Annotated in this window: 12 protein-coding genes; 7 read left to right on the forward strand and 5 right to left on the reverse strand. The window is 55.8% G+C overall.

From position 1 onward, the window contains the following. Positions 1–48 precede the first annotated feature (48 nt). Both ACN0VM_RS06560 and ACN0VM_RS06565 read right to left on the reverse strand, forming a co-directional pair. Positions 49–1,026: a calcium/sodium antiporter gene (locus ACN0VM_RS06560; protein ID WP_417450061.1), complete on the reverse strand. Its 978-nt coding sequence runs from the start codon at positions 1,024–1,026 to the stop codon at positions 49–51. Between the two features lie 74 nt (positions 1,027–1,100). Then, on the reverse strand, positions 1,101–1,529 hold the full coding sequence (locus tag ACN0VM_RS06565; RefSeq protein ID WP_417450062.1) for a hypothetical protein: 429 nt from the start codon (positions 1,527–1,529) through the stop codon (positions 1,101–1,103). 217 nt (positions 1,530–1,746) lie between these two features. Between ACN0VM_RS06565 and ACN0VM_RS06570 the strand changes: the two genes are divergently transcribed. From ACN0VM_RS06570 to galU, 3 genes are all read left to right on the forward strand, one after another. Continuing rightward, on the forward strand, positions 1,747–2,355 hold the full coding sequence (locus tag ACN0VM_RS06570) for a 2OG-Fe(II) oxygenase (RefSeq protein WP_417450063.1): 609 nt from the start codon (positions 1,747–1,749) through the stop codon (positions 2,353–2,355). 212 nt (positions 2,356–2,567) lie between these two features. Beyond that, complete coding sequence (locus ACN0VM_RS06575) at positions 2,568–3,845, forward strand: glucose-6-phosphate isomerase (RefSeq protein WP_417450064.1); 1,278 nt, start codon at positions 2,568–2,570, stop codon at positions 3,843–3,845. A 9-nt stretch (positions 3,846–3,854) separates the two neighbouring features. Continuing rightward, on the forward strand, positions 3,855–4,721 hold the full coding sequence (gene galU / locus ACN0VM_RS06580; RefSeq protein WP_417450065.1) for a UTP--glucose-1-phosphate uridylyltransferase GalU: 867 nt from the start codon (positions 3,855–3,857) through the stop codon (positions 4,719–4,721). Between the two features lie 85 nt (positions 4,722–4,806). Here the strand turns inward: galU and galE are convergent, their stop codons facing one another. Next, positions 4,807–5,787: a UDP-glucose 4-epimerase GalE gene (gene galE, locus ACN0VM_RS06585; RefSeq protein WP_417450066.1), complete on the reverse strand. Its 981-nt coding sequence runs from the start codon at positions 5,785–5,787 to the stop codon at positions 4,807–4,809. A gap of 274 nt (positions 5,788–6,061) precedes the next feature. On the opposite strand from galE, the gene ACN0VM_RS06590 reads away from it, so the two are divergent. Further along, positions 6,062–7,486 carry a mannose-1-phosphate guanylyltransferase/mannose-6-phosphate isomerase gene (locus tag ACN0VM_RS06590; protein ID WP_417450067.1) on the forward strand — a complete coding sequence of 475 codons (1,425 nt, stop codon included), beginning with the start codon at positions 6,062–6,064 and terminating at the stop codon, positions 7,484–7,486. A gap of 43 nt (positions 7,487–7,529) precedes the next feature. Here the strand turns inward: ACN0VM_RS06590 and ACN0VM_RS06595 are convergent, their stop codons facing one another. Both ACN0VM_RS06595 and ACN0VM_RS06600 read right to left on the reverse strand, forming a co-directional pair. Then, on the reverse strand, positions 7,530–9,296 hold the full coding sequence (locus tag ACN0VM_RS06595; RefSeq protein WP_417450068.1) for a glycosyltransferase family 2 protein: 1,767 nt from the start codon (positions 9,294–9,296) through the stop codon (positions 7,530–7,532). Beyond that, positions 9,293–10,282 carry a hypothetical protein gene (locus ACN0VM_RS06600; RefSeq protein ID WP_417450069.1) on the reverse strand — a complete coding sequence of 330 codons (990 nt, stop codon included), beginning with the start codon at positions 10,280–10,282 and terminating at the stop codon, positions 9,293–9,295. The genes ACN0VM_RS06595 and ACN0VM_RS06600 overlap by 4 nt, the downstream gene beginning before the upstream one ends. A 178-nt stretch (positions 10,283–10,460) precedes the next feature. Here ACN0VM_RS06600 and rfbC point away from each other — a divergent pair, with 178 nt between their 5' ends. The 3 genes from rfbC to rfbD form a co-directional block, all read left to right on the forward strand. Then, entirely contained in the window at positions 10,461–11,030 is a 570-nt protein-coding gene (gene rfbC, locus ACN0VM_RS06605) for a dTDP-4-dehydrorhamnose 3,5-epimerase (RefSeq protein WP_417450070.1), read from the forward strand. 10 nt (positions 11,031–11,040) lie between these two features. Continuing rightward, complete coding sequence (gene rfbB, locus ACN0VM_RS06610; protein WP_417450071.1) at positions 11,041–12,087, forward strand: dTDP-glucose 4,6-dehydratase; 1,047 nt, start codon at positions 11,041–11,043, stop codon at positions 12,085–12,087. A gap of 14 nt (positions 12,088–12,101) precedes the next feature. Continuing rightward, a partial coding sequence (gene rfbD / locus ACN0VM_RS06615; RefSeq protein ID WP_417450072.1) for a dTDP-4-dehydrorhamnose reductase occupies positions 12,102–12,656 on the forward strand: 555 nt, incomplete at its 3' end.

Consider the following 12,656-nt stretch of genomic DNA (forward strand, 5'->3'; position numbering starts at 1 on the left):
CTATGGTCCGGTGCCAGCATATGCCCTTACGCAAAGGGGGCGTGGCTGCTATACTGCGGTTTCCAGTGCACTTGAGATCAGCACCCCTGTGTACACGACAAAACACAGTAACAGGAACGCCCCTTCAAACCGGTTGATCCGTCCCGCACCGCGGAACCCAAAACCAAAGAAAAACAGCGCGACTGTCAGAAAGCCCATAACCGGCAGGTCACGGCTGAGCACGATCGGGGCAACATCCACCGGGTGTATGGAGCCGGCGATACCGGTGACCGCAAGCGTATTAAAAAGGTTTGAGCCAATAACATTGCCGAAGGCGATTTCATGATCGCCCTTGCGGGCTGCTATTACGGATGAAGCCAACTCCGGCAGCGAGGTGCCGATTGCCACTACAGTAAGCCCGATAATCACATCACTGACACCGATAGATTCGGCAATTTCAACCGCACCCCATACCAGGGCCTGCGAGCTGACCACCAACAGCAACAGCCCTACAACCAGTGTTATCACTGACCGTTTCATGCTGCCTTGCGGGGTGCCCAGCGAATGATCAACACTTGCCGCAAAACTATCGCGGCCATGATGACGCCCTTCATAGACCGACCAGGCGGTGAGCCCGGCAAACACAAGCAGCAGCAACAGCGCATCATAAAAGCCTAGCAGGTTGTCCACCATCAACACGGCAACCAGCGCTGTCGCGACAGCAAGCACCGGCAGTTCCTTGCGCAACACATTTGAATGCACGCCCAGCGGTCGAATCACAGCAGTCACGCCAAGAATAAGGGCGATATTGGTAATGTTGGAACCGAACGCGTTCCCGAGGGCAAGGCCGGGATTGCCCTGCGCCGCCGACAAGCCTGAGACAACCATCTCCGGCGCACTTGTGCCAAAACCAATCACCAACATGCCAATAAGCAGGGGGGACATACCAAATCGCTGGGCGACGGCCTTGGCGCCATCAATAAACAGGCCGGCACTCCAGACAAGGACACCAAGCCCGATCAGGACTGCTACAACTGGCAAAATCACGAAAAACACCTCATGAACCGGCGCATGCCGGGATTTAACTGCCGTTTAACGCGGGTGGCGTTACCCGGTATTCACTAGTTACGCGGCACGACCATAATAGTCAGCTTGGGCTTTGACCCTCGCTCAATCCGTATGGAGGCGACCCGCGTCGGTTTCTGGAACGTCATGATTATATCGTCATCCTGAACCTCGCTGATAAGCCCCCATCCTTCGGTTGGCATATTATTTTTAAAAAACTCTGCCACTTTCAGTTGGTCCGCCTTTACCTTTGCGAGGATCTTGCCATAGGAATTGGCACCATTGCCCAGAATCATCGACTTTTTAGTATCGATGATGGCACCGGCGGGCATGGCGACATCACCAATGGATTCACCATTGGTCAGGTCGATTGGCGATTGAGAGGCTTTGGGCGCGGATTGCAGCGCCACCGCATAGCTGTTGCCAGCGCCTAACAGCCCCAGTGATATAATAAACCCAGCGAGATAGCGGTGCGTCCGGTTCATACTTCCCTCCCCTTGTAAGGATCAATGAAACTGCTGACCCCACCCTCATTCCGGTTGGAGCCGCCAGCCATTTCTTAATATCACTTGTAGTCAAGAGAGACCGTTGTGTACAACCGCAAAAATTGCTGCCCCACTTCCATAGCTATGCTAGGAAACCCATGAAGGGTAATGCAAAGCCCATAAATACAGACAGCGTGACCCTGGGGGATAGCGACTGATGAAACGTGCAATCATTGACCTCAATCTGGACCCAAGGGTCTATACCATTGCCGAGTTTCTTGGTGGCGCCGAATGCAAACACCTGATCGCGCGCGCTAAAACCCAGGAGATGATGCGGGCGACCGTTTCCGGTGAAAAGGACGGTGTCATCTCATCGGGCCGCACCAACGATGTGTGCTGGCTCGACCACACCGGAGACCCCGCATGCAAACGCATTGCCCTGAAGGTGGCCGGTCTCGTTGGCATGCCTCTTAGCCATGCCGAGAAATTTCAGGTTATCCGCTATGATGTCGGCACCGAGTACAAGCCCCACTTCGACGCATTTGAGGCCCACACCACCGCCGGTCAGCGCAACATGAAGGGCGGCGGCCAGCGTCTCATCACCGTGCTTGGCTACCTTAACAATGTTAAAAAGGGCGGTGCCACAGAATTTCCCAAACTTGATATTAGTATACCGGCTGAAATGGGAAAACTGTTGGTCTTCCACAACTGCCTGCCCGGCACGACAGAACGGCACCCGCAGTCGTTGCACGCTGGCCGGCCTGTGGAAGAAGGTGAAAAATGGGCGTTTAACCTGTGGTTCCGCGCAGAAAAGCGCACCGGATAACCACGGTGTGTATAATTTGAACGTTAATGCTGACATCTCTCAAGACTGAAACTATTAGAAAGACTATGCTGATCAAGAGTATTTTTATTACTCGGTACAGACAGTTTGAGAAATACTATGTCGCACCGTATACGGAAACACTTGATTAAAATAGCCTGCACCCCTTATATGGCAACGTTGTCACTGGCAGAAATTAAAGAGTTTGGAAAATTATGTTCAGTTATTCCTTTGGTAATCAAAGCCTTGAAACCCTGTTGGAGGCCGCCGGTCTCACCGCCGCGTTTAACGCGAATCTAGAAAAAGCGGTCACCTATGCCAAAGGCCTTGCCGCTGATGGCCTGTTGCCCTTCGCCCGCCAGGCTGCGGATGGCCCAGACATGGAACCGATCGCACAGGCCGCTGCCCGCATTACCGCAAACGCTGACGATCTGATTGTTCTTGGCACCGGCGGCTCAAGCCTCGGGGCCCAAGCAGCTATCGCCATTGCACGCTTCAACAAGGGTACCGTGCGCATTCACACGCCTGACAGCCTGTGTCCGTTTGAGATGGACCTGCTGTTCAAGGAGCTGGAACCGCGCCGCACCCATGTACTGGCGGTTTCCAAATCCGGCACAACAGCGGAGACGCTGGCGCAGCTTTTGGCCTGCAGGGCCTGGATCGAAGCAGGCGCGCACGCCGCCGACCTCGGCGACCACTTCACCTTCATCACCGAACCGGGCGATCGCCCCTTGCGCACATACGGCGAAAAACTGGGCTCTCCCATCCTTGATCATCCAACCGATGTTGGCGGGCGCTTCAGTGTATTGACGAATGTCGGCATGTTGCCAGTGGCGGTTTCCGGCCTTTCCGTCAGGGCGTTCCGTGAGGGGGCAAAAGAGGTTTGCGACAACTTCATCGCGCACCCTGAAACCGCAACAGCGGTGGTAGGGGCCGCCCTCACCCAAACACTGAACGAGCACAAGGACATCACTCAGGTTTTGATTATGCCTTATGCCGAAAGCCTGCGCGCCTTCACCCGCTGGCACGGGCAGTTGTGGGCAGAAAGCCTCGGCAAGGACGGGCTTGGCACCACGCCGATCCGCGCGGTCGGCCCGGTTGATCAACATAGCCAGCTTCAATTGTTTCTTGACGGTCCGAATGACAAGTTCTGCACTTTTGTCACAATTCCAAGTTATGGCAAGGGACCGCGTATTGATCCGGCCGAAGCAAAGGCTTACGGCCTCGATTATATGGCGGGTCGCACAATCGGTGACACGGTTACGTGCCAGTCCCGTGCCACGCAGGAAACCCTGCGGGCCAAGGGGCGCACAGTGCGGGAAATTGTTATTGACGGTCTGTCCGAGCAAAATCTCGGCGGTCTTTTTGTTTCCTTCATGCTGGAAACGGTGGTCACAGCCCACCTTATGGGCGTGAACGCGTTTGATCAGCCCGCCGTGGAAGAAGGCAAGATATTGACCCGTCAATATTTGAACGAACTTGATATTGAATAGGGATATAGAATGAACGCTCCAATCAAGAAGATTGTCCTGCCCGTCGCGGGTCTCGGCACCCGCTTTCTGCCTGCTACCAAGGCTATCCCGAAGGAGATGCTACCTGTGCTGGATCGGCCTTTGATCCAGTATGCGGTAGAGGAAGCGATTGAAGCCGGAATTGAGGACATTATCCTTGTAACAGGGCGCAACAAACAGGTGATGGAAGACCATTTCGACCATGCCTATGAGCTTGAAAAAATCCTGCAGGAGAAGGGCAAGGAAGACGCGCTGGAGACCTCCCGTTCCATGCTGCTTGAAGAAGGCCGCATATCCTATGTGCGGCAGATGCGGCCATTGGGGCTGGGGCACGCTATCTGGTGCGCACGCAAGCTGGTGAACGGGCATCCGTTTGCTGTCGCCCTGCCCGATGACCTGATCAAGGGCAAGCCTGGCGCCCTCAAGCAAATGGTCGAGGCATATAACGAGTTAGGCGGTAATATTGTTGCCACCATGAATGTGGCCAAGGAAGATACGTCGAAATACGGCGTCATCACACCGGGAGAGCGCGCGGGCAAGAGAATCGAGGTAAGAGGCTTGATCGAAAAGCCACACCCGGAGGATGCCCCGTCAACACAAGCTGTCGTGGGCCGTTATATCCTGCAGCCGGAAGTCATGGAATACCTTGAGGAAAAAGCCATTGGCGCAGGCGGCGAAATACAACTGACCGACGCCATGGCCCAGTTGATTGGCAAACAGCCTTTCCACGCGATCGAATTTGAGGGACGTCGTTTTGACTGCGGCTCAAAACTGGGCTGGCTGATGGCCAACCTTTCCATGGCGGCAGAGGACCCCTATCTCGCCACCAAACTCAAGGAACTGATTACCTTCCAGTAATCACCGCCAATGTCAAAAGGGGCCACTGCGGCCCCTTTTTCAGCATCCCTATAAACAGAAATTACAGTGAAAAAACGGCTGTAGCTCAGAGCTGATCCAACCTTTTTTCCCACGCATATGCGTGCGCCACAATGGTATCAAGGTCATCATAGGCGGCTTTCCAGCCGAGTGCTCTGTTGATTTTGTCAACCCTGGCCACAACCTTTGGGCTGTCTCCGGCGCGCCGTCCCTCCATCTTGACGGCAAAATCAACACCGGTCACACGTTTGACGGCCTCAATGACCTCAAGCACCGAAAAACCGTGGCCGTAGCCGCAATTCATCGCGCCGCTGTCGCCGCCGCGCTTTAACCAGTCAAGCGCAAGCCGGTGGGCAGCAGCGAGATCAGAGACATGGATGTAATCCCGCATACCAGTGCCGTCAGGCGTGTCGTAATCATCGCCAAAGACGCTAAGATGCGAACGGCGGCCAAGCGCCGCCTGGCATGCCACCTTGATGAGATGTGTGGCGTTCGCAGTGGACTGCCCGGTACGGCCTTCAGGGTCCGCGCCTGCAACGTTAAAGTACCTCAGCGCGACATATGCAAAGTCATGGGCCTTCGCAACATCAGCCAACATCCATTCGGTCATCAGTTTCGATGTGCCGTAAGGCGACAAGGGCTCGAGCTCTGCATCCTCACCAATCGGCACGACCGCCGGGTCGCCGTAGACCGCCGCTGTGGATGAGAAAATGAAGTTCCGGATGTTGTGGCGGACACAAGCCTCGATAAGGGTACGGCTGACGGTCGTGTTGTTACCATAATATTTTAGCGGGTTTTCAACGGACTCAGGCACAATGATAGACCCGGCAAAATGGATGACATCAGCGATGTCGTGGGTGGTGAAAACCTCATCCAACATATCTGCGGACCCGACCTCACCCTCGATAAAGTGCGCTTCGGGATGCACTGCTTTGCGAAAACCGGTGACAAGATTATCCAGCACAACCACCTCATGACCGTGCTGGATCAGTTCAATCACCATATGGCTGCCAATATACCCTGCGCCGCCTGTCACCAAAATTGCCATCGTTAATACCTTATCTCGCCTTGCTCAAAGTCTGCACGCAGCATCCACAGAAAACGTGGCCATCGCAAGACCGCTGTTGATCGGCTTTGCGCCAAAACGCACATGAAGTATCCGCCACTGCATACAGGGGCCTTATGGCCGAAGGCAATAGGATACCGTGCTGGACGGCTGGATAACCTCAGGGCTAACCTGACAGGCAGACGAGCGACATACCTTGACGCCGGGGAAAAAGATCGGGACACTGGCGGCATTCGCAGCGTCTCGGGGCAAGTTTATGTTTTCAAATATCTATCCGGTAGTTTTATGTGGCGGCTCCGGCAGTCGGCTATGGCCGTTATCCCGTGCGGGTCGTCCCAAACAGTTCCTGCCCCTTGCTGGCGAAAAAAGCCTTTTTCTGCAGGCGCTTGAACGAGTGCATGGCCGGTACGGCTTTGAAAAGCCGATTGTTATCGCCAACGATGAACACCGCTTCCTCTTGTCGCGACAAGCCGATGACGCAGGGTTGGAACTGGGTAAAATCATCCTTGAACCCATGGGGCGCAACACGGCACCTGCGGTCATCACCGGTGCCCTTCAAGCCATCACACAGGACAAAGACGCCAATATTCTGGTGCTGTCGGCCGATCATCTGATTTTGGATACACCCGCTTTCCATGAAGCTGTGGAACGGGCAAAAAGGGCAGCTGAGGCTGGCTGCCTGACCTGCTTTGGCATTCATCCCACCGCCGCCGAAACCGGCTACGGGTACATCAAACCGGGGGGCATGCTTGAAAACGCCGACGGCTGTCACCGGATCAGCAGTTTCCGCGAAAAGCCCGACGCCGCAACGGCACAGGCCTATCTGGCGTCACAGGAATATCTTTGGAACAGCGGCATGTTCATGTTCAGCGCCCGCACCCTTATTGAGCAGGCAGAGACCCATGAGCCAGAAATGCTGGCCCGCTGCCGCGACGCATTTGAAAGCATGGAAGAAGACCTGCATTTCCACCGCCTGCCAAAGGACAAGTTTGCTGTCGTGCCGGCCAATTCCATCGACTATGCGCTGATGGAAAAAACGGACCGGGCAGCCGTTGTGCCTTGCTCCATCGGATGGTCTGACCTGGGCAGTTTCTCTGCGCTTTATGACCAAGGCGTGCAAGACGGATACGGCAATGTAACAGAAGGTGACGTTACGCTGTTGGCGTCTTCAAACTGCTACGTCCACACCGACACCAAACTTGTGGCGGCAACCGACATCAAGGACCTTATTATTGTTGCCACCGATGACGCCGTAATGGTAGCGCCCAAGGGAAAAGATCAGAACGTCAAAAACATTGTTGAAACGCTGAAAAAAAGCGGCCGCGGAGAGGCGGACCTGCACACCACGGTGTACCGTCCGTGGGGGTTCTACAGCTCCCTTGCGATTAACGAGCGATTTCAGGTCAAGGAGCTATGCGTCTATCCGGGCAAACGGCTGAGCCTGCAGTCCCACCAACACCGCGCTGAACACTGGGTCGTGGTTGAAGGCCATGCCACTGTAACACGCAACGACGACGTGTTGACCTTGTCTGCCAACGAGTCGGTCTTTCTGCCAAAAGGCACGCGACACCGGCTGGAGAACAGAACGGAAAGACTGATCCGGCTGGTGGAAGTTCAGACGGGCAGCTACTTTGGCGAGGATGACATCATCCGCTATGAAGATGACTTCAAGCGTGGGTGACAGGCACTGGTCGGCACAGGCAGGCACTGGCGACGCGGCAGTGCTATAGCACAAAATCCTCACGCGACAGCGACAGGTTCTTGTTGAAGTAACGGTCCACCTCAACGTCGGTGCCCCATTTAGCCTTAAGCGCCCCTGCTTCCCGCAGGTAGCGCGCACGCTTCTCGCCCTTCAAGTCCTTGCCGCGCGACTTGCTTTCAAAGTGGAACAGCACAGCGTGCGGATGGTACAGGTTGTCATAGCCTGCGGCCTGAAGCTTCAGGCAAAGATCAACATCGTTGAAGGCCACTTTAAAGGCGACCTCATCGAGCCCGCCGACCTCAAGAAATTTCTCTCGGTTGACCACAAGGCACGCTGCCGTCACCGCACTGACATACTGGCTAAGATGCGCGCGGAAAAAATACCCCGGCCTTGATGCCTTGAGCATGCGGTGCCCATGGCCCGCCAGTCCGCCCATGCCGGTATAGACACCCGCGTGCTGAATGCGTTTGTCTCCGTATAGAAGCTTGGCACCCACGGCACCCACATTGGGCCGCATGGCCTGTGCCAGCATCTCCCCCAGCCAACCGGGCGTGATCACTTCCGTGTCGTTATTGATCAGGCCGATATAGTCGCCTTTTGCCTCACCAACCGCGAAGTTATTTATTGCCGAGTAATTGAAGGGCCCAGGATAGTCGATCACGCGCACGTTTTCATGTGTATTAATGTTTTGCAGATAGCGCAGCATGCGTGGTTGCCGGCTGTCGTTATTGACGATCAGTATCTCAAAGTTCCGGTACTCGGATTTTTGCAAAATGCTGGTGACACAGTTCCGCGTCAACCTGTGCATATCGCGCGTGGGAATAATAAGGGAAACAAGCGGCCCCGGCGACGGCACCGAGAACCGCGCCCTTATATGACCAAAATCTGCGATCTCAACATCAGCCTTGGTGTGCTTATCTGCCCCCAGCACGTGGGCACGCAGCATTTCTTCATGGTTGATACCATGCGACGCGGGGCGCACGGCATTAGCGCCGATAAAGCGGGATACATACCGGTGATAAAGCACCGCGGGTATATGCTGCACATCGCCTCGCCCGAACGCCGCCCCAAGGGCAAGCAACAGGCCGTACCGGGCTTTCCATGAAGCAATGTCAGCTATATCAGCCGGGATATAATCCCCTCTCAGGAGGCTTAACCCACCGATGTAATCACAAGCCTTCAGAAGCTCATAGTTCCAGCCCGGCTTGAAATGAGAATGTCGCCGCGCGAGCTTGCGGTTAATCTGGTCTTCATCAGAATAGATCAACGCGGGGCGGGTCTGCATCTGTTTGGCACAAAGGTAAAGCGCGTGTTCAGCCAGTTCGTCTCCCGGCTTCAACCACCCGACATAAGCGGCGTCACCCAGCGCGCATGCAACCTCGGCAGCCGATGAGACCTGAACACGCGGGTCACGCTGGTCAAGCTCAAAAGCCGGGCCCGCAGGCACGAGATGAAGGACCCAGCCTTCATAAAACTGCTCCGCAAGTGATGTGATGGTTCTGCGCAATAAGGGTACCGGCGTGTTATGTGGCACCGCACACAGCAGAACGATCGGCACAATGTCCAAACTGCCTGCCGCAATCTCATCGCGGATCTCCCGGCGTTCCCCTTCGCTCAGGCGTGCATGTTTCTGCAACCACTTTTCATAGCGGTAACGTTCGTCCTCAATCAGGACCGAAAACCGGTTGGCTGCGCGCAACCTTTTTCCGCACAACAGCCAGAACAGCGCGGTCCCACTGCGTATGGGATGCCATAAAGCTGCACGAATCCAGAGATATAGAAGCCTCACTGGCCGGTCCTTATAAAGATGTCCTGCCAGAATGCGCGTTGCCCCGACAGGTCGTTCATCTGGGCATACTGTGCACGGGCTCCGTCATATACGGCAGCGAGCTGTGAGGGGTCTTCAACGATCGCCATCACATAGTCCGCCCAGGCCTCCATGGTGCTGCCTGCCAAAAAGGCTGAGTGGCCGTCTACAAGCCCATGCGGCGCTGCCCATGCGGCGTTGTACATAGCCGGGCAACCCGCGAGTGTATACTCCAAAATTTTATTGATTGAGCGCGCGGCGTTAAAAGGTGTGCCGGAAATCGGATAGAGGCCGAGGTGAAAGCGAAAGCCCGGCAAGGCACGCTGGTATGCCCGCCAGCTTTTTGGGCGCAACCGGTGTACCCGGGGGTGGTTATCCAGCCCCTGCAAAAGCGGCCGGGCGCTAAAATAATTGAAATGAAGATTACTTGCCCGCGCCAACACATGTTCAAGTGCCGGGGTCAGGAACTGGAAACCGGCACCGTGGCTCCCGGTCCCCAGATGCACCATGTCCAATCGCTCCCCAGCCTTCAGCGTCAGTGCAGTCCGCGGGCGGGGGGTGCCCCGCCACACCGGGTTGATCAGGCGCGAAGCCGTGCCCGCTGGCAGCCCTTCGGTAATCGCAGCGGAACTCGCGACCACAAGCGCCGCCCGGTCAAGCATGCGGCGGTAAATGTCGTCTCGCAGGGTGCGTAACCGTGTGCGGTAGCCTTCAGGCAGGCTGCCATCATCGTCCACGGCATTCAAATTATCGTCAATCAGGTAGATGATTTCGGCCGTCGGGTTGGACAGCACTTCCTTGATCACATCCTCAACGTCTCGGCGAATAACAAGATAGCGCTCACCAACACGAAAAACATTCGCCCCCATGCGCTGCACCGGGCCACGTCGCCATGGACGCCCGACGAGGTCACCGCAACTGTTGAGAAAGTATAGGTCGGTCGTCGGGATCGGCGCACGGATCAGCACGGAAACGCTCCCGTGTAACCGGGCACGCGCAGCCGGTGCAATTTCTGAGAGATAGTCACCTGTTTACACCCAATGCAGCCGCCGTCATATTTTCCACAATTCTACCGTTCAACCTTTGTAAACCGGTTATTCTTCGTTATACAAGTCGAGCATTCATTAAAGGACACACGGTACATTCATGCATATTGAAGACACCAGAATTCCCGACGTCAAAATCCTGTCTCCGAAGCGGTTTGGGGATGATCGCGGCTTTTTCTCTGAGACCTTCAATCAGAAGCTCTTTGACGCCGCCATTCCTGGCCACACATTCGTGCAAGACAACCATTCGCTCTCGCGGGATGTCGGTGTGTTACGCGGTCTGCATTTTCAACGTCCCCCCTTCGCGCAAGGCAAATTGGTCCGGGTTATATCCGGGGCAGTGCTTGACGTAGCCGTCGACATCCGCAAGGGGTCGCCAACATTTGGTGAGCATGTGTATGCAGAATTAAGCGCAGAAAACTGGCGCCAACTCTGGGTGCCTGCCGGCTTTGCCCATGCCTTCTGCACACTTGAGCCCGACACGGTATTTTTCTACAAGGTTACCAATTTCTACGCGCCTCAGCACGACGCAGGCATCGCTTTTGATGACCCGGATCTTGGTATTGACTGGCCGGTCAACCGTAACACCGTGACCTTGTCTGCCAAGGACAAAGAACTGCCGCGCCTCAGGGACATAGACAGTCCGTTCACATACGGCGAAAACGCTTAGGATATTGGCCATGAAGATTATCGTAACCGGGGGTGCAGGTTTTATCGGGTCGGCGGTCTGTCGGCACCTGGTGAATGACCTGGGGCATACGACCATCAATCTCGACAAGCTCACCTACGCTGGCAACCTCGCCAGCCTGCGCGAAATTGAAGACAGCCCGCTCTATCATTTTGAGCAGGCCGACATCTGCGACCGGGTCGCCATGGACGCCATCTTCTCAAAATACAAGCCTGACGGGGTGATGCACCTGGCTGCGGAAAGCCACGTAGACCGCTCCATCACGGGCGCGGCTGATTTTATCCAGACCAACATCGTCGGGACCTTCACACTGCTTGAAGCCGCGCGCGATTACTGGAACAGTCTGCCGGATGACAAAAAAGCCGCCTTTCGATTTTTGAATGTCTCCACAGACGAGGTGTATGGCTCCCTCGGCAGGGACGGGCTCTTTCACGAGACCACCCCCTATGACCCAAGCTCGCCCTATTCCGCCTCCAAGGCATCGGCTGACCATCTGGCCAACGCCTGGTTCGAGACCTACGGCCTCCCGGTGGTTATTTCTAACTGCTCCAACAATTACGGGCCATACCATTTCCCGGAAAAGCTGATCCCGCTGGTCGCCTTGAACGCACTTGATGGCAAAGACTTGCCTGTCTACGGCGATGGCTCCAACGTGCGGGATTGGCTGTTTGTCGAAGACCATGCCAAGGCACTCTATACCGTGCTCACCAAAGGTCGCCTGGGCGAAAAATATAATGTCGGCGGGCGGAACGAACGTACAAATCTGCACGTGGTCGAGACCATTTGTGACATTCTTGACGAACTGCGTCCGGCCAACCGGCCCCGCAGGGAACTGATCACCTTTGTGACCGACAGGCCGGGCCACGACGCCCGCTACGCAATTGATGCAAGCAAGCTTGAGGACGAGTTGGGCTGGCGCGCAGAGGAAAACTTTGAAAGCGGCATTCGCAAAACCATCGAATGGTATCTGGCCAATGAATGGTGGTGGGGCCCCTTGCGCGACGTCGCCGGCCAACGGCGTGGCCTTCTCAAAGCATAACAGGGCGGGCATTGATGACGCGTATCTTCGTTGCAGGAAAAACAGGTCAGGTCGCCCGCTCACTTCAGGTGGCTGCAGACAGCGATGGTCTCACCGCCGAATGTTTTGGCAGGCCCGAGCTGGACCTCTCGTCCCCGGACCTCAACGTTGAGCTGATCAAAAACTTCAGGCCAGACGCTATTGTCAACGCAGCGGCTTACACCGCCGTCGACGCCGCTGAAGAAGATGAAGTCACCGCGACTGCTATCAATGCTTACGGTGCAGGACAGCTCGCTCGCGTGGCGCAGGAACTCAGCATCCCCTTTCTGCACCTGTCGACCGACTATGTTTTTGACGGCGAAAAATCAACACCGTATACCGAGGGCGACCCGGTCAACCCGCAGGGTGCATACGGCCGTTCGAAACTGCGGGGCGAAGAGGCCGTGCTGGCAGCCAATCCCGACGCCATGATCTTTCGGACCGCCTGGGTCTACAGCCCTTATGGCAAAAACTTCGTTAAAACCATGCTGCGGCTGGCACAAAGCCGCGATACGCTGGGCGTGGTCGCCGACCAATGGGGCAACCCGACA

This window comes from Kordiimonas sp. (assembly GCF_048260245.1).
Lineage (GTDB): Bacteria > Pseudomonadota > Alphaproteobacteria > Sphingomonadales > Kordiimonadaceae > Kordiimonas.

Coding starts and splice junctions, on each gene's coding strand:
- ACN0VM_RS06565 (WP_417450062.1), bottom strand. CDS start 1,529: ATGAACCGGACGCACCGCTATCTCGCTGGGTTTATTATATCACTGGGG.
- ACN0VM_RS06570 (WP_417450063.1), top strand. CDS start 1,747: ATGAAACGTGCAATCATTGACCTCAATCTGGACCCAAGGGTCTATACC.
- ACN0VM_RS06575 (WP_417450064.1), top strand. CDS start 2,568: ATGTTCAGTTATTCCTTTGGTAATCAAAGCCTTGAAACCCTGTTGGAG.
- galU (WP_417450065.1), top strand. CDS start 3,855: ATGAACGCTCCAATCAAGAAGATTGTCCTGCCCGTCGCGGGTCTCGGC.
- galE (WP_417450066.1), bottom strand. CDS start 5,787: ATGGCAATTTTGGTGACAGGCGGCGCAGGGTATATTGGCAGCCATATG.
- ACN0VM_RS06590 (WP_417450067.1), top strand. CDS start 6,062: ATGTTTTCAAATATCTATCCGGTAGTTTTATGTGGCGGCTCCGGCAGT.
- rfbC (WP_417450070.1), top strand. CDS start 10,461: ATGCATATTGAAGACACCAGAATTCCCGACGTCAAAATCCTGTCTCCG.
- rfbB (WP_417450071.1), top strand. CDS start 11,041: ATGAAGATTATCGTAACCGGGGGTGCAGGTTTTATCGGGTCGGCGGTC.